18 protein-coding genes are annotated in these 16,362 nt (G+C 63.0%); 8 read left to right on the forward strand and 10 right to left on the reverse strand.

Annotated features, from left to right (window positions below; translation table 11 throughout):
- Window positions 1–3 precede the first annotated feature (3 nt).
- The 5 genes from IMX17_RS11335 to IMX17_RS11355 form a co-directional block, all read right to left on the reverse strand.
- On the reverse strand, window positions 4–933 hold the full coding sequence (locus IMX17_RS11335) for an ABC transporter substrate-binding protein (RefSeq protein ID WP_089196769.1): 930 nt from the start codon (window positions 931–933) through the stop codon (window positions 4–6).
- Between the two features lie 13 nt (window positions 934–946).
- Window positions 947–2,005: a fatty acid desaturase gene (locus IMX17_RS11340; protein ID WP_046896903.1), complete on the reverse strand. Its 1,059-nt coding sequence runs from the start codon at window positions 2,003–2,005 to the stop codon at window positions 947–949.
- An 89-nt stretch (window positions 2,006–2,094) separates the two neighbouring features.
- Window positions 2,095–2,571 (reverse strand): OsmC family protein, encoded by a 477-nt coding sequence (locus tag IMX17_RS11345; protein WP_182264898.1) that lies wholly within the window; start codon window positions 2,569–2,571, stop codon window positions 2,095–2,097.
- Between the two features lie 140 nt (window positions 2,572–2,711).
- On the reverse strand, window positions 2,712–3,086 hold the full coding sequence (locus IMX17_RS11350; protein ID WP_046896901.1) for a cell envelope integrity TolA C-terminal domain-containing protein: 375 nt from the start codon (window positions 3,084–3,086) through the stop codon (window positions 2,712–2,714).
- A 41-nt stretch (window positions 3,087–3,127) separates the two neighbouring features.
- On the reverse strand, window positions 3,128–4,039 hold the full coding sequence (locus tag IMX17_RS11355) for a LysR substrate-binding domain-containing protein (RefSeq protein ID WP_042783950.1): 912 nt from the start codon (window positions 4,037–4,039) through the stop codon (window positions 3,128–3,130).
- A 140-nt stretch (window positions 4,040–4,179) separates the two neighbouring features.
- On the opposite strand from IMX17_RS11355, the gene IMX17_RS11360 reads away from it, so the two are divergent.
- The 3 genes from IMX17_RS11360 to IMX17_RS11370 are packed head-to-tail and all read left to right on the forward strand — an operon-like array spanning window position 4,180 to window position 7,311.
- The gene (locus IMX17_RS11360) at window positions 4,180–4,824 is read left to right on the forward strand and encodes a hydrolase (RefSeq protein ID WP_193549782.1); all 645 of its coding nucleotides are present in this window, start codon (window positions 4,180–4,182) and stop codon (window positions 4,822–4,824) included.
- Between the two features lie 48 nt (window positions 4,825–4,872).
- Complete coding sequence (locus IMX17_RS11365; RefSeq protein ID WP_193549783.1) at window positions 4,873–5,418, forward strand: antibiotic biosynthesis monooxygenase; 546 nt, start codon at window positions 4,873–4,875, stop codon at window positions 5,416–5,418.
- Between the two features lie 21 nt (window positions 5,419–5,439).
- A complete protein-coding gene (locus tag IMX17_RS11370) occupies window positions 5,440–7,311 on the forward strand; it encodes an amidohydrolase (protein ID WP_046896898.1) in 1,872 nt (623 codons plus the stop codon).
- A 101-nt stretch (window positions 7,312–7,412) separates the two neighbouring features.
- Here IMX17_RS11370 and IMX17_RS11375 read toward each other — a convergent pair whose 3' ends face one another.
- From IMX17_RS11375 to IMX17_RS11385, 3 genes are all read right to left on the reverse strand, one after another.
- Window positions 7,413–8,543, reverse strand: coding sequence for a Gfo/Idh/MocA family protein (locus IMX17_RS11375; RefSeq protein ID WP_033640958.1), 1,131 nt, complete (start codon window positions 8,541–8,543; stop codon window positions 7,413–7,415).
- A 228-nt stretch (window positions 8,544–8,771) separates the two neighbouring features.
- Window positions 8,772–9,395 carry a glutathione S-transferase family protein gene (locus IMX17_RS11380; protein WP_046896897.1) on the reverse strand — a complete coding sequence of 208 codons (624 nt, stop codon included), beginning with the start codon at window positions 9,393–9,395 and terminating at the stop codon, window positions 8,772–8,774.
- Window positions 9,396–9,404: 9 nt separating this feature from the next.
- Window positions 9,405–9,587: a DUF1127 domain-containing protein gene (locus IMX17_RS11385; RefSeq protein ID WP_072056013.1), complete on the reverse strand. Its 183-nt coding sequence runs from the start codon at window positions 9,585–9,587 to the stop codon at window positions 9,405–9,407.
- 180 nt (window positions 9,588–9,767) lie between these two features.
- Here IMX17_RS11385 and IMX17_RS11390 point away from each other — a divergent pair, with 180 nt between their 5' ends.
- The 4 genes from IMX17_RS11390 to IMX17_RS11405 all read left to right on the forward strand — a co-directional run bounded on the left by IMX17_RS11390 (window position 9,768) and on the right by IMX17_RS11405 (window position 13,868).
- Window positions 9,768–11,204: a PLP-dependent aminotransferase family protein gene (locus tag IMX17_RS11390; protein ID WP_046896896.1), complete on the forward strand. Its 1,437-nt coding sequence runs from the start codon at window positions 9,768–9,770 to the stop codon at window positions 11,202–11,204.
- A 78-nt stretch (window positions 11,205–11,282) separates the two neighbouring features.
- A complete protein-coding gene (locus IMX17_RS11395; protein WP_227414551.1) occupies window positions 11,283–12,170 on the forward strand; it encodes an oxidoreductase in 888 nt (295 codons plus the stop codon).
- Between the two features lie 10 nt (window positions 12,171–12,180).
- On the forward strand, window positions 12,181–13,206 hold the full coding sequence (locus IMX17_RS11400; protein ID WP_193549784.1) for an AraC family transcriptional regulator: 1,026 nt from the start codon (window positions 12,181–12,183) through the stop codon (window positions 13,204–13,206).
- The gene (locus IMX17_RS11405) at window positions 13,203–13,868 is read left to right on the forward strand and encodes an epimerase (protein ID WP_193549785.1); all 666 of its coding nucleotides are present in this window, start codon (window positions 13,203–13,205) and stop codon (window positions 13,866–13,868) included. The genes IMX17_RS11400 and IMX17_RS11405 overlap by 4 nt, the downstream gene beginning before the upstream one ends.
- A gap of 9 nt (window positions 13,869–13,877) precedes the next feature.
- Here the strand turns inward: IMX17_RS11405 and IMX17_RS11410 are convergent, their stop codons facing one another.
- Entirely contained in the window at window positions 13,878–14,300 is a 423-nt protein-coding gene (locus IMX17_RS11410; RefSeq protein WP_193549786.1) for an NUDIX hydrolase, read from the reverse strand.
- Window positions 14,301–14,406: 106 nt separating this feature from the next.
- Here IMX17_RS11410 and sseA point away from each other — a divergent pair, with 106 nt between their 5' ends.
- The gene (gene sseA, locus IMX17_RS11415) at window positions 14,407–15,252 is read left to right on the forward strand and encodes a 3-mercaptopyruvate sulfurtransferase (RefSeq protein ID WP_046897113.1); all 846 of its coding nucleotides are present in this window, start codon (window positions 14,407–14,409) and stop codon (window positions 15,250–15,252) included.
- Here the strand turns inward: sseA and IMX17_RS11420 are convergent.
- Window positions 15,249–16,118 (reverse strand): LysR substrate-binding domain-containing protein, encoded by an 870-nt coding sequence (locus IMX17_RS11420; protein WP_033642340.1) that lies wholly within the window; start codon window positions 16,116–16,118, stop codon window positions 15,249–15,251. The genes sseA and IMX17_RS11420 overlap by 4 nt on opposite strands.
- Window positions 16,119–16,362 lie beyond the last annotated feature (244 nt).

The following is a 16,362-nucleotide window of genomic DNA, read 5'->3' on the forward strand; positions in this document are numbered from 1 at the left end:
GCGTTATCCCTTAACAAATCCTTTCTCTTTCAGGTAAGCGGCCGCCACCTGTTTGGCGTCCTGGCCTTCCACGGCGATCTGCGCGTTGAGCTTTTGCAGCGTCGGCCCATCCAGCGAGGCGAACACCGGTTTCAGCAGTTCAGGCAGATTGGCGTGCGCTTTCAGCGCCGCTTCGCGCACGATCGGCGCCGGCGCGTAGATGGGCTGTACGCCTTTCGGGTCCGCCAGCGTCTGCAGCCCCAGCGCCGCCACCGGGCCATCGGTGCCGTAGGCCATCGCCGCGTTGACGCCGGAGGTCTGCTCCGCTGCGGCCTTGATGGTCACCGCCGTGTCGCCGCCGGCCAGAGACAGCAGTTGATCCTGATTCAGCTTGAAACCGTAGGCGTTCTGGAACGCCGGCAGCGCATCCGGCCGCTCGATAAACTCCGCCGAGGCCGCCAGCTTGAACTTGCCGCCGCCGTTGATCCACTTGCCGAGATCCGCCAGCGTTTTGAGATGGTTGGCGTCCGCCACGTCCTGCCGAATGGCGATAGTCCAGGTATTGTTGGCCGGCGCCGCGTCCAACCAGACGATTTTGTTTTTGTCGTAGTCGAGCTGCTTCACCTTCTCGAAACCGGCCTGGGCGTTCTTCCATGCCGGATCTTTCTCATCGGAGAAGAAAAACGCGCCGTTGCCGGTGTACTCCGGGTAAATGTCGATCTCGCCGGAGGTGATGGCGCCGCGCAACACCTTGGTGGTGCCGAGCTGCAGCTTGTTGGTGGTCTTGATGCCGTTGGCTTCCAGCACCTGCACGATGATGTTGCCGAGCAGCGAACCTTCGGTATCGATCTTGGAGCCGACGCGTACCGAGTCGGCCGCCTGCGCCAGGCCGCCGGTGGCCAGCAGGGCCAGCGCGACGGCAAAGGAACGTCCGCGTGATAAGGTGATTGCCATACTTTTCCTCTGGTTATATGTTTTCCGGCTCATGGGCCAGTTCGGTTGGAAAATCCTGAGAAACGCGCTTCCAGCGCGCAATAAAGTTTTTCTTCGGCCGGGCACCGCGTTCCTCCCGCCGTTCGCCGGCGCTCAGCGGATGCACGCCGACGTCGATCGGCGTCAGCGCGTAATCGCGCAGCCACTCGCCGTAGCCTTGCGCGACAAATCCCTGGCTGCGGCGCTGATACGCCTCGCGCTCCGCCAGATAGACTTCGCGCAGGCCATACCAGGGCAGGCCGGGCAGATCGTGATGCACTAAATGGTAGTTCAAATTGAGAAACAACAGCCGCCACGGCCAGCCCGCCTCATTAATAATAGAACGTGCCTGCGGTGCGTCCACGGCGCGATGCTCAAAAAACGATCTTACCTTGGTCAGCGCCAGCGCCGGATAGCTGATGGCCAACAGGTAAAACGCCGTACCGATACCCTGCGCCTGCAGCCAGTGCAGCAGCGCCGCCAACAGCGACAGATGCGTCAGCCACATCGCCCAGGCGCGCAGATCGCCCGCCGCAAGCGTCTTCACGGCGCCGAACAGCGTGGCGACGATATCCAGCGCCGGGCCGAGGAGCACCCGGCCGATCAGCGTATTGCGCACCGCGGCCAGCCGCGGCAACAGGCGGGGATAACGCCGCCACTGCGCGGCGCTGAAGTAGTAGCTTTCGGGATCTTCGTGCGGATCGGTCAGGTGTTCATTGCGATGGTGGCGCAGATGCGAATCGCGATACAGTCCATAGGGATACCACACCGCCAGCGGCAACAGGCCGAACAGCTGATTGACGCGCGGCCGGCGCGTCGGATGGCCGTGGATCAGCTCATGCTGCAGCGACATATACCCGGTGGTCAGCAGGATCAGCAGCGGCGCGCCAAGCCACGGGCCCAGCGCCTGCCAATAATGCGCCACGCCAAACCAGCCGCCGTACACCGCCGCCATGATCCCCCAGGTGGGCAGTTCCAGCCGCCAGTGCCAGCGCCGATGAAGCCGCCGGATGCGGTCGCGTTGTTCGGGGTGCAAATAGTGGGCGTAGGACATGCTGCGGCTCGCGGTTGGGGATTTTCTCCCAGTATCCGTGAGCCGCAGTGACGTTCAAAATAACGAAAATGGCAAAGCTAAGTGAAAATTCAGCGGGTTGCGTGCGCGGCCTGCGGTTCGCACGCCACCGGGAAATTCACCGAATTGGCGATAAAGCACAGGTGATGCGCCTTCTCATGCAGCTGTTGCGCCAGTTGCAGATCGTCGCCGTCGCGCACCGTGACCTGCGGCCGCAGCGTCACCGAGGTGAAAAAGCCGCCGCGCGCGGCGTCTTCGCGCATCACGCCCACGGCATCGTCCTGATAGGCCAGCACCGAAATCCCCGAGGTGGCGCACAGATGCAGGTACCATAATTTGTGACAAGCGCTGAGCGATGCCACCAGCAAATCCTCCGGATTCCAGCGCGTCGCGTCACCGCGAAAGGCCGGATCGGCTGAGCCGGCGATGTCTGCCTTGCCCACGGCGCCGATCAGGTGATCGCGTCCATAAGCGCGATAATCTTCCGTGCCTGCGCCCAGATTCCCCTGCCAGGTCACCGAGACCTGATAATGATGCCCGCCTTTCATGTCTTTTGCTCCCGTTGCCCGGCCAATGAAAAATTGTCTGGGTGCATGCCTGCAGAACACTATTGGCGGAAAAGCGTGAATACGCAAACGGCGAAACGAGAAAAAACGGGCCGCGCAGACGGCCCGTCGGTCATATCCCTTCAGGGAACGAAATCGAGCACCACGGCGTTGAACAATGCGTATTCAGTGGCGCTGGCCATCGGCGGAAACTGCGCGCGCTGCACCGCCGCGTTGGCCGCCGCGCACAGGGGCGCATCGCCTCTTACGATCTTGCTGCTCGCCAGTTTCCCGTCCGGCCGCAGACGGATGCTGATGGTGCAGCGTTGGCCGCGCGCGTGCTCCGGCAAACGCAGCTCGCGGCTCACCGCGTTATGCACCCGCACCGGATAGCTGAGCGGCGCCGCTACCGGCGCCTCGGCCTGCGGCGACGGCAAGGGGGTGCCGGCCTGACGCCCGGCGCCCGCGCCGCAGCCGTTCAACAGTAACAGCGCCAACAGGCTTAGTGTCTTTTTCATTCCCTATGTCCTTATTGGGGATTAATCTTTATCGAGCGCCCTTACTGCGCCGCTGGGTAAGCCTCACCGTCATCCGCGTAACGCTGCAGCCGCTCGCGCCACCACTTGGCCGCCAGGCCGCTGGCGCTTTCCCGCCAGCCGAAGTAGGCGATGTCGCTGCAACGTTCCGATTCGACGCGTTTCGCTACTAGTTCGCCGCTGTTCAGGTAAGGTTCCGCCAAGGCGCGCGGCAGATAGCCGCAGCCCAGCCCGGCCAGCTGCGCCTGCAGCTTGGCGTCGAAGCCGAAGACCGTCAGCGTGTCTTGCTCTTCCAGCAGATTCAGGCTCTGCGGCGCGTTGACGCGCGAGGTATCGCGCACCACCACCGCCCGGTGCTGACGGATCTCATCCTTCGGCAACGGTTCCGGCAATGCCGCCAGCGGATGCTGCGGCGCGACGGCGAACACGTAGTCCAGCTGCCCCAGGCGGCTGAACGCATAACCCACCCGCGACGGCGGTTCGCAGATGGCGCCGATGATAATGTCGGCACAGCCGTAAACCAGCGACTCCCAGGAGCCGGCCAGCACCTCGTGGCTGAAGCGCAGCCGGGTATGGTGATGCTGCCGGTAGAACTCTTCTATCAGCGGCAACAGGCGGGCAAACGGGAAAGAGGCGTCAATCCCGAGCGTGATCTCGCTTTCCCAGCCGTTTTCGACATACCGCGCCTGCTGTTCCAGATCCTGCGCCGCGCGCAGCAGCACCCGCCCTTTTTCCAGCATCAGCTTGCCGGTATCGGTGAACTTCGCCCGATGGCCGGAGCGATCGAGCAGGGTGATGTCGAGATCGTTCTCGAGCTTTTGCACCATATAACTTAGTGCCGAAGGGGTTTTAAACAGTGCGGCGGCCGCGGCGGCGAAAGATCCGTGCCGGTCCAGCGCATCCAAAATCAGCAGCGCTTCCAGGTTTAATCTCATGTTTTCTCCCGTGTATAAAAAAACTCAACAAGTCGGCAAAAATTCTGCGGTATCTTTGAAATCGCCCTCTGCCTACCATGGGTTTTATCGGCGTTACACTCATCAGATGTTCAACCGAAATATCACTGGGAAGGTAAATTATGTCCAAGTTTCAACTGCTTGATAAAGACAACTCCGCACTGATTTTTATCGATCATCAACCGCAAATGGCCTTCGGCGTGGCTAATATTGATCGTCAGCAACTGAAAAACAACGTTGTTGGTTTGGCGAAGGCAGGCAAGATTTTCAACGTTCCTACCCTTTTCACCTCGGTCGAAACCGAAAGCTTCAGCGGCTATATCTGGCCGGAGCTGCTGGCGGTACACCCTGAAATCACCCCGATTGAACGCACCTCGATGAACTCCTGGGAAGACGCGGCCTTCGTCAAAGCCGTGGAAGCCACCGGCCGCAAAAAGCTGGTGATCTCCGCGCTGTGGACCGAAGTGTGCCTGACCTTCCCGGCGCTGATGGCGCTGGAAGCCGGCTATGAAGTGTATGTGGTGACCGACACCTCCGGTGGCACCTCCGTCGATGCGCACGAGCGCGCGATCGATCGCATGGTGCAGGTCGGCGCCGTACCGGTGACCTGGCAGCAGGTGCTGCTGGAGTACCAACGCGACTGGGCGCGCAAAGACACTTACGACGCGGTGATGGCGCTGGTGCGCGAACACAGCGGCGCGTACGGCATGGGTGTCGACTACGCTTACACCATGGTGCACCACGCACCGGCCCGCACGGTGAAATAATTCCCCCTGCCCCGGCCCCGCGCCGGGGTATTTTCAGGAGTCGGTTTTATGGCCCATCCGCAGCATGTCACGCTGGTGATCACCCACCGTTTGGCGCAGGGGAACGAGCAGGCCTATGAGGCCTGGCTGAACCGCATCATGCCGGACGCCGCGGGCTTCACCGGCCATCTGGGCGTCAACGTCATCCGCCCATCCGACAGCGAACAGGCCTATACGGTGCTGGTCCGCTTCGACAATGTCGATAATCTCTACCGCTGGCTCAACTCGCCGCTGCGCAAGCAATACATCGAAGAAGTCACTCCGCTGTTGCTGGAGAACGACCATATCGAGATCCGCCCCGGCGCGGAGTTCTGGTTCACCCCGCCCAACCCTGGCGTGCGCCAACCGCCCCAGTGGAAGCAGTTCATCATCACCCTGCTGGTGATCTTCCCTTCCACCAATCTGGTGCCCTGGTTTTGGGGGCTGGCGCTGCCGCAGTTGAACGGCACGCTGCTCGGCCATTTTCTCAATGACGCCACTGTGGTCGCCCTGGTGGTGTACCTGTGGATGCCCATCGTGACTCGCGTTTTTCATCAATGGCTGATCCGCCGCTAGGCGGTTCACCGGGAGAATGTTATGAACCACCACGCTTCATTGATCATCACCAACGGCAAGTTTCACACCGTCGATCGCCAAAATCCTACCGCACAGGCGGTCGCCATCCGCGACGGCAAGTTTCTGGCGGTCGGCAGCGAAAGCGAAGTCATGCAGCACGCCGGGCCGGAAACCCAGGTGATCGATCTGCACGGCCACACCGCCATTCCTGGCCTGAACGACTCGCACCTGCACCTGATCCGCGGCGGCCTGAACTATAACCTGGAGCTGCGCTGGGAAGGCGTGCCCTCGCTGGCCGACGCGCTGCGCATGTTGAAAGAACAGGCGCTGCGCACCCCGAGCCCGCAATGGGTGCGGGTGGTCGGCGGCTGGACCGAATTCCAGTTCGCCGAACGCCGCATGCCGACGCTGGACGAAATCAACCAGGCGGCGCCGGACACGCCGGTATTTATTCTGCATTTATACGATCGCGCGCTGCTCAACCGCGCGGCGCTGAAGGTGGTCGGCTACACCAAAGACACGCCGAACCCGCCGGGCGGCGAGATCCAACGCGACGCCAACGGCAATCCGACCGGCATGCTGATCGCCAAACCCAACGCCATGATCCTGTACGCCACGCTGGCGAAAGGGCCGAAGCTGCCGCTGGAGCAGCAGGTCAACTCCACCCGCCAGTTCATGCGTGAGCTGAACCGTCTCGGCCTCACCAGCGCCATCGACGCCGGCGGCGGCTTCCAGAACTACCCGGAGGATTATCAGGTGATCGCCGAGCTGCACGAGAAAAAGCAGCTGACCATCCGCATCGCCTATAACCTGTTCACCCAGCGGCCTAAACAGGAGCTGGAAGACTTCGAGCTGTGGACCGACATGCTCAAACCGGGCCAGGGCACCGACTTCTATCGCCACAACGGCGCCGGCGAGATGCTGGTGTTTTCCGCCGCCGACTTCGAAGACTTCCTGCAGCCGCGCCCGGATCTGCCGCCGGGCACCGAAGACGAGCTGGAGCGGGTGGTGCGTCATCTGGTCGAGCACCGCTGGCCGTTCCGCCTGCACGCCACCTATGACGAATCCATCAGCCGCATGCTGGACGTGTTCGAGAAGGTGAACCGCGATATTCCGTTCAACGGCCTGCACTGGCTGTTCGATCACGCCGAGACCATTACCGAACGCAATATCGAGCGGGTCAAGGCGCTGGGCGGCGGCATTGCGGTGCAGCACCGCATGGCGTTCCAGGGGGAATATTTCGCCGACCGCTACGGCATCGAAGCCACCAAACATACGCCGCCGGTGGCGAAAATGCTGGCGGCCGAGCTGCCGGTCGGGCTGGGCACCGACGCCACCCGCGTCGCCAGCTACAACCCGTGGACGGCGCTGTACTGGCTGGTCTCCGGCCGCACCGTCGGCGGCATGGCGATGTACGACGACAGCGCCCGGCTGGATCGCGAAACGGCGCTGATGCTGTGGACCCAGGGCAGCGCCTGGTTCTCCACCGAGCAGGGCAAGAAAGGCCAGATCAAGGTCGGCCAACTGGCGGATTTGGCGGTGCTGTCGCAGGACTACTTCAGCGTGCCGGAAGAGCAGATCAAAGGCATCGAGTCGGTGATGACGGTGGTGGACGGCAAAGTGGTCTACGCCGCCGGCAGCTTCTCACCGCTGGCGCCGCCGCCGCTGCCGGTGTTGCCAGAGTGGTCGCCGGTCACCCAGGTGCCGGGCCATTACCGCTCCGCGCCGCCGTCGGCGGCGACCCGCGTCGGGGTAGTGAGCCAGGCGCACCAATGCTGCGGCCCGTGCGGCGTGCATGCGCACCAGCATGACATCGCGCGCCGCTCCAGCATCCCGGTGTCGGACGAGAATGCCTTCTGGGGCGCGTTCGGCTGTTCGTGCTTCTCGTTCTAAGTTATCAAGCCAATGACTTATTATAAAATTAACTTAATAAGGTATTAAGCTAGCAACATAATAAATTAATGGCGCTGTCCGCGGAGAGCGCCATTTCCTTTTCAATCGCGGTTGATCTCCAGCCAGCGCCGCTGTTCGGCGGAGGCGGCTATCGCATCCAGCACGCACGACACCTTCCAGCCCTCTTCAAAGTCCGGCCACATGCGGTCGCCTGCGGCGATGCCGTTGACCAGATCGCGGATCTCCACCGTCTTCTGATCGTTAAAACCGATGCCGTGCCCGGCGCTGATGCAAAACGCCGCGTAGTCCGGGTGCTTCGGCCCCACCAGTAGCGTCTTGAACCCCTGCCGCTCCGCCGGTTCATCGTGCCGATATAGCTTCAGCTCCGCCATCCGCTCCTGGGTATAACTCAGCGTGCCTTTGGTACCGGTAACCACATAGGTCAACCCCATCTTGCGCCCGCAGGCGATGCGTGACGTTTCGATAGTGCCCATCGCCCCGCCGGCGAAACGCAGCAGCGCACTGGCCTGATCTTCGTTTTCCACCGGGTGCAGGCGCGTCGGGTCTTGCGGATCCGGCCGCTGTTTGATCACGGTCTGCATATCGCCGGAAACCGCCACGATATCTCCCACCAGGTAGTGCGCCATATTGACGATGTGTGCCGCCAGATCCCCGAGCGCGCCTAACCCGGCGCTGGCGCGGCGGCAGTGCCAGTCGATCGGCGTGCGCGGATCGGCCAGATAATCCTCATTGTGGGTGCCGTAAAAATGCACCACCTCGCCGATTTCGCCGTTGGCGATAATTTCACGCGCCAGTTGGCTGGTGGGGTTTTTCATGTAGTTAAAACCGACCAGCGTTTTCACCCCCTTGGCGCGTGCGGCCTGCACCATCTCCGCCGCGTCGGCGGCATCCAGCGCCAGCGGCTTTTCCGAATACACGTGCTTGCCGTGGCGGATCGCCGCCAGCGCCATCTCTTTGTGCAAGAAATTGGGGGCGCAGATGTCCACCACGTCGATCGCCGGATCGGCCACCAGCTGCCGCCAGTCGCCGGTCGAGCGCGCAAAACCGAATTCGGCGGCGCGCTGCGCCGCTAGCTCGGGCGTCACCTCCGCCAGCATCTCCAGCACCAGTTCCCCCTTGAGGGGGAATACCGTGGCGGCCTGCGCATAGGCGATAGCGTGACAACGCCCGATATAGCCGGTGCCGATTAACCCAACGCGTACCTGTTTCATCATTCTCTCCCGTGACCGAAATCCTGCGTAGAACCAGGCGCCACTCAATGAAACGCCCCGGTTGATAACGGGTTTATATGGAATATAAATTTCAATAACAAGCGCACGGAAAAAGAAAGTTCGGATTCGTGATGTCGTTCATGAAACCTTGACGGGATGATGCAACGAAGAAATCCCGGACACGGCGGGTCGTATCCGGACGAGATAAAATGAACCATTTATTTCATATCACGGTAAACCGTTGGCGCCGTGCCGCACGTAGCCGGGACGTTGCAGCAGGCGCTGCTGATAGTCCGCCAGCGCCGCATAATGCGGCCGCTCGAACGGCGTCATCAACCAACGGTTCAGCGACAACCCCAGCACCACGTCCGCCAGCGTGAAGGCAGCGCCGGCGGCGTAAGGGCCGCGCTGCGCCAGATGTGCGTCCAACAAGCCCATCAGCCGGTTCCATTCTCGCTCGGCGGCGGCCAGGCTGGCGGCATCCTGATAATCCGCATGCCCGCGCACCCGCGACATGAATACATAGCGCCAGGCGCCGTTCAGATCGGTGGCCTGCCAGTCCATCCACATCTCTACCGCCGCCCGCGCGCCGGGCGCCTGCGGCAGCAGATCTTGCCGCCCTTCCCGCCCCGCCAGATAGCGGCAAATGGTGTTCGACTCCCACAGCACCCGCGCGCCGTCGATCAGCACCGGCACCAGGCCGTTGGGATTGAGCGCCAAAAACTCGGGTACCTGCGTGGAGCGAAAGCCGCTGCCCCAGTCCTCCCGTTCCAGCGGCAGCGCCAGCTCATGGCAGGTCCACAACACCTTGCGCACGTTGATCGATGAAGCCTTACCCAATAATTTCAGCATTCGCTTTCCTCACCCTCTCCAGAAAGGCTTATCCCCTTCGCGGCGCGCATCCGCTCGCGTCAGGCCGATATCCGCCAGTTGCCTGTCGTTCAGCAGCAGTAATTCTCTGCGCGTTCTGCGACGCAACAAATACCAACGCCAGCGTGACCAGCCTATCCGTCGCCACGTCGTCATGCCATCAAACAGAGCCATCTTATTATTCCCCCTGATGTTTTCGCCTTGTTGTGATGATGCGCGCCGGGCAAAAAACAATACAGATGCACGTTAGCGCTATTTTTTTCATACAGCTGCATACCAAAATGCGCTGAATGGTTTACTTTTGAGGCATCTGTACCGGTTTTTACGGCATTCAACTCAACGAGAGGCATCTGTATGACACGCTATGCCGCCCTGGCCGCCATTCTTAGCCAGCGCATCCAGCAAGGACTGTATCCGGCCGGCGACCGCTTGCCTTCGGTGCGTGCGCTGAGCCTGGAACACGGCGTCAGCATCAGCACGGTGCAACAAGCCTACCGCCTGCTGGAAGAACAGCGCCTGGTGGAAGCGCGGCCGAAATCGGGCTACTTCGTGCATGCGCAGCGCACGCAGGCCGAGCTGCCCGCCATGACGGCGCCGGTGCAGCGGCCGGTGGACATTTCGCAATGGGAACAGGTGCTGGAACTGGTGCGCAGCCGGCCGCGCGAGGGCCTGATCCAACTGGGGCGCGGCATGCCAAACATCGCCGAGCCGACGATGAAACCGCTGATCGTCGCCTTGAGAAACGCCGCCCGCCACGGCGATTTGCGCAGCCTGTATTACGACAGCATTCAGGGCGTGGCGGCGCTGCGCGAACAGGTCGCGCGCCTGCTGCTGGATTCCGGCTGCCAAATCGGCGCCGATCAGTTGCTGATCACCACCGGCTGTCAGGAAGCGATCTCCGCCGGGCTGCGCGCCGTTTGCCAACCCGGCGATATCGTGGCGGTCGATTCCCCCTGCTTCCACGGCACCATGCAAACGCTGAAGGGATTGGGCATCAAAGCGCTGGAAATCCCCACCGATCCGCTGACCGGCGTGAGCCTGGCGGCGCTGGAGATGGCGCTGGAACAGTGGCCGGTCAAGGCCGTCCTGCTGACGCCCAACTGCAACAACCCGCTGGGCTACATCATGCCCGACGCCCATAAACAGCGGCTGCTGACGCTGGCGCAGCGCCATGATGCGGCGATCATCGAAGACGATGTTTACGGCGACATCGCCTACCACTACCCGCGGCCTCGCACCATCAAATCGTTCGACGAAGATGGCCGCGTGCTGCTGTGCAGCTCGTTTTCTAAAACGCTGGCGCCGGGGCTGCGCGTGGGCTGGATCGCGCCCGGCCGCTATCTGGAGCGGGTGCTGCACATGAAGTTCATCGGCTCCGGCGCCACCGCCACCCAGCCGCAGCTGGCGATCGCCGAATTCATTCGCGGCGGGCACTATCTGAAGCACCTGCGGCGCATGCGCGCCCGCTACCAGCAAAACCGCGACCGCATGACCGATCTGATCCTGAAATACTTCCCGGCAGGCACCCGCGTCAGCCGGCCGCGCGGCGGTTTTATGCTGTGGATAGAGCTGGATGAAGCGTTCGACACCCTGCGCCTCAACCGTCATCTCGAGCAGCAGGGCGTGCAGATCGCCGTCGGCAGCATCTTTTCCGCCGCCGGCAAATACCGCAACTGTCTGCGCATCAACTATGCGCCGGCGCTGACGCCGGAGATCGAGCAGGCGGTACAGCGGGTCGGCGCCACCATCCAGCGGCTGATGCCGGCCGACAGTTTGGCGCAATCGGATTAAATCTTGACGCGATCGGATTATCGCTGCGCTGCCCGTCGCTCTAAAGTGGCATCACACCCACTCGCAATCAGGAAGGTCATGATGTCTCAGTCACAGGTATGGTTAATCACCGGCAGTTCCCGCGGCCTGGGCCAACAGCTGGCGCAGGCGGTGTTGGCCGCCGGGCACCGTCTGGTCGCCACCGCCCGTCAGCCGCAACAGCTGCAGCCGCTGGTGGAACGCTACGGCGATCGGGTCGCCACGATCGCGCTCGACGTCACCGACGCCGCCGCCGCCGAACGCGCGGTGCGCACGGCGATTGAACGCTTTGGTCGGCTGGACGTGCTGGTCAACAACGCCGGCTACGGCAATATCGCGCCGGTGGAGGAAGCCGATGAAGCCGATTTTCGCGCGCAGCTCGAAACCAACTTCTTCGGCGTGTTCAACGTCACCCGCGCGGCGCTGCCGATATTACGCCGGCAGGGCAGCGGCCATATCATCCAGATCGCCACCATCGGCGCTCGCCTCGGCATTGCCGGCCTCAGCGCCTACCATACCGCCAAGTGGGCGGTCGAAGGGTTCTCCGAATCATTGGCCAAAGAGATGGCCCCCTTCGGCGTCAAGGTGACGATGGTCGAACCCGGCGGCTTCCGCACCGACTGGGCCGGTTCTTCAATGACCATTGCGCCGATCGGCGAAGCCTATCAGCCGACGCTGGGGCCGATGCTGGCCTTCCTGCAGCAGCATAACGGCAGCCAAACCGGCGATCCGGCCAAGGCGGCGCAGGCGATCCTGCAGTTGGCGGCGCTGGAAGCCCCTCCGCTACGCCTGCTGCTCGGCAGCGACGCGGTGCATATGGCGGCGCAGGTGTTGGCAGAACGCCAGGCGGAGGACGCCGCGTTTCGCGCCCTCAGTCTCAGCACCGACCACGACGACAGCTCGCCGGATCACGCCGCCATCGCGGCAGTCGTGACGGGAAAACCCTAAGGAGCCCGCATTGAGCAGCGATCAAATCCCGGTTTCCGGCGCGCTGGCGGTACACCTGGCGGCGCAGGGCGTCGATATCGAGCAGCTCGGCCACCTGGCCGGGCTACCTGCCAGCCTGTTCGGCGCGCGGCGCGACAAGATTAAACTCACCACGCAACAATTCTTCTCTCTTTGGCGCAGTCTGCCACAGCTGACTGACGATCCCGCCTTCGGCCTGCGCCTGGGCGGCGAGGTCCCGCCGGAACACTATGACATTGCGTTGGTCGCCGCGTTGCATTCCGCCACGCTGGGCGAAGCGTTGCAAAAAGTGGCGCGCTATAAACGGCTGGTTTGCCCGGAAGAGCTGATGCTGGAAGAAGACGGCGACAGCATCCGCTTGCATACGCGCTGGACCATGAGCGAAGCCCCTGCGCCGGCGCTGCTGATCGACGCCATGTTCGCCGCCATCACGGCCCTGTGTCGGCGCGGCACCGGCTTGCCCCTGCAGCCGCAGGCGATCGAATTGACCCGGCGGCCGGACGCCGCCTCGCCGCTGGCGCACTATTTCGGCTGCCCGGTGAAATTCCGCGCCCCGCAGGACGTGCTGGTGTTTGACCGCGCGCTGATAGACCAACCGTTCATCACTTACAATCAGGACATGCTGGCCGTATTGCTGCCGGGGCTGGAGGCGGAGCTGGCCAAATCTCAGTCGGCGCACGATCTGCCCACGCAGGTGATGGCGATCCTCAGCCGCAGCATGCGCGGCCAGCGCCCCAGCGTCAGCAGCGTGGCCGCTGAACTCTATCTCAGCCCGCGCACGCTGCAGCGCCGCTTGCAACAGCACGGCTACAGCTACCAGCAATTGCTGGACAAAACCCGCCACCGCACCGCCTGCCGGCTGTTGGCGGAAACCGACCTTGAACCGGGCGAAATCGCCTTTGTGCTGGGATTCGAAGAGCTGAATTCGTTCAGCCGCGCCTTTATTCAGTGGGAAACGCTGACGCCCAGCCGCTGGCGCACGCAGCGCGCCGCCGGCCAGTGGGAGAACAGAGCATGAAAGTGATTATTTTCGGCGCCAGCGGCATGGTGGGCCAGGGCGCGCTGCGGGAATGCCTGCACGATCCGCGCGTCAGCGAAGTGCTCAGCATCGGCCGAAGCCCGTTGGCCCAGAGCCACGCCAAACTGCGCCAGCTTTCTGTGCCCGATCTGCGTGATCTGTCGGCGCTGGAGCCGCAGCTCGCCGGCTACGACGCCTGCTTCTTCTGCCTGGGGATTTCGTCCTCCGGCCTGAGTGAAGCTGAATATCGCGCGGTGACTTACGATCTGACGCTGGCCGCCGCCCGCCCGTTGGCGACGCTGAATCCGTCGATGGTCTTCGTCTACGTCTCCGGCCTCGGCACCGACAGCAGCGAACGCGGCCGCAGCATGTGGGCCAGGGTCAATGGCGCCACCGAAAACGCGCTGCTGGCGCTGCCGTTCCACGCGGTGATGTTCCGTCCCGGCGCCATTGTGCCGCTGCACGGCATTCGCTCCAAAACCCGCCTCTACGATCTGGCCTATCGGCTGTTCAAGCCGCTGTGGCTCGGCGCATTGCGGCTGTTTCCCGCCCGGGTAAGCAGCACCGAACGAATCGGGCGGGCGATGCTGGCGGTGGCGCGACGGGAAAGCGCGCTGCGCATCATCGAACCGGCGCAGATCAACCGGCTGGCGGCATCCTGAACAACGGAGTTAACCGCCCTGCCGCAAATACTCCGCCACCCGGCGGCGCAGGTGTTCGATACCCTGCGGATGGTGAATAAACTGCTCCACCGGCATCATCCGCCAACGCTGCCCCTCGTCGCCGAAACGTATGGCGGCGATCTGCGCCGGAGTGATCATCCCGGCCATGAACCAGGTCGGCGGATAGCCGGGCAAAATGCCGGCGTAGCGCCGCCGCCAGACAACCTGACGTTCGGCGATCGCCACGCCGAACTCTTCCCGCGTTTCCCGCTGCACGCACTGCAGCGGCGTTTCGCCGTTTTCCCGCCCGCCGCCGGGCAGATCCCACTGACCGGGCCACGGAATGCCCGGCTTGTCGTCCCGTTGGTAAACCAGCAAGAGACCGTCGCACAGCAGCGCGATCTTGGCCCCGCCAAACGCCTCGTCCGTCATGATTTCTCCGCTCCCGGCCCATCGCCTTTGACTGAACATCATACTTCATCCCCGCGCGGCCTGGTGTATAGTGAAAATCCGTTTTCACAACAGGCGAACAATGACGATGAACTCTCCGTTTCTGGTGACTCCCCAATGGCTTGCGCAACATATCAACGATGAAAATCTGGTCGTTCTCGACGTGCGGATGTCGCCGGTCGGGCTGACGCCGAAAAAAGACATGCTTGCCGAGTTCGAACGCGGCCATATCCCCGGCGCGGTCTATTTTGACATCGACGACGTGGCGGACAAAAACACCGCGCTGCCGCACATGTTGCCGACGGCGGCGGAATTCGCCGCGGCGGCGGGCCAATTGGGCATCAGCGAGCGCGATACCCTGGTGATTTACGATGAGGGCAACCAGTTCTCCGCACCGCGCGGCTGGTGGACTTTCCGCAATTTCGGCGCCGAGCGCGTTTATGTGCTGGATGAAGGGCTGAACGGCTGGACCGCGCTGGGGCAAGCGCTGGAAACCGGCCCGGCGCAGCCTGCCCCGCAGACGTTTAACGCCCGGTTCAACGCCGACGCGGTGGTGGATATGCGGCAAGTGGAGCAAGCGTTAGGCACGCCGGTGCAAATTCTCGACGCGCGCGCCGCGCCGCGCTTTTATGCCGAAGCGCCAGAGCCGCGCCCCGGCCTGCACCGCGGCCATATTCCCGGCAGCATCAACATTCCGTACGGCGAGCTGCTGGAAAACGGCCGCTTCAAATCGTTGGAAGCGCTGCGCCAAACCTTCAGCGACAAGGGGGTGGACATCAACGGCCCAATCATCACCAGCTGCGGCTCCGGCGTGACGGCGGCGGTGCTGGCGTTTGGCCTGCTGTCGCTCGGCGCGCCGCAGGTCAAGTTGTATGACGGCGCCTGGAGCGAATGGGGCCAGCTGAGCGGCAAGCAGCCTATCGCCCAAGATTAAGTTTCGATCCGCTCGACCACGATCTGCGCCAGCCGCTGCACGGCGGCCGAAGGCTGATCCTCGGCGCGGTGCAGCACCACGCCGAGTTGGCCGAGAGCGGGCAGCAGATCGGGGGCCAGCGGCGACAGGCCGGGCGGCAAGCCCGCCGCCGTGCGCACCGTAACGCCCAACCCGGCGCTCACCGCCGCCCACACGCCGTTCAGGCTGCGGCTGCTAAAGGCGATGCGCCAGGGTATGCCGGCGCGATCCAGCGCCTGCGTCGCCGCGCTGCGCATCAGACAGGGCGCGTCGAACATCACCAACGGCAGCGGCTCATCCCCTTCTCGCCAGGGCGCCAGCGCGAAGCCGGGCGACGCGATCCAGTGCAACTGCCGCTGCCCCAGCGCCTGATGAAACGGCGTGCTCAGACCGCCATCCCACGCCAGCGACAGATCCAGCTGGCCTTTCAGCACCCAGTCGATCAACTCGGCATTACGCGCGATGCGCGCCTCGATCCTCACCTTCGGATTGGCGCGCGCGAAGCTGCCCAACACCTGCGGCAGAAACGTCTCGCCGAAATCCTCCTGCAGCCCCAGCCGCACCGTGCCCTGCAGATCCAGCCCGCGCACCGCGGCGGCGGCTTCGTCATTAAGCTCCAGCAGGCGGCGCGCGTAGCCAAGCAGAGTTTCCCCCGTCTCGGTCATCACCATGCCGCGCCCGGCCTTGCGCAGGATCGGCGCGCCAACCTGCTGTTCCAGTTTTTTCAGGTGGGCGCTGACCGCCGACGTCGAACGCCCCAGCCGTTCAGCCGCCTTGGCGAAGCTGCCCAGCTCGACGCCGGTGACGAAGCTGCGCAAATCCTCGAGATCGAACGTTATTCGCCCCATGCTGACCATCCTGATTTTCTGAACCATCAATCAAAATAATACCGATTTTACTGATAAAGATGGCGTGTCACGCGCTCAGGGTCAATGTCTTTCCGGAGAATCCTTATACTCGCGATGCAATACCGTTCTACCCTGCCCGCCGGTTCCGCCCCTCTGTCCGCTCCCTTTGACCACACTGCGCCGCGGGTTGACAGCTCAATGTGATATTGATAATCATTATCAATATTGCATATTCATTTGCGGC

The sequence above is a fragment of the Serratia sp. X3 genome (assembly GCF_014982455.1).
GTDB classification, from domain to species: Bacteria; Pseudomonadota; Gammaproteobacteria; order Enterobacterales; family Enterobacteriaceae; genus Serratia; species Serratia ureilytica.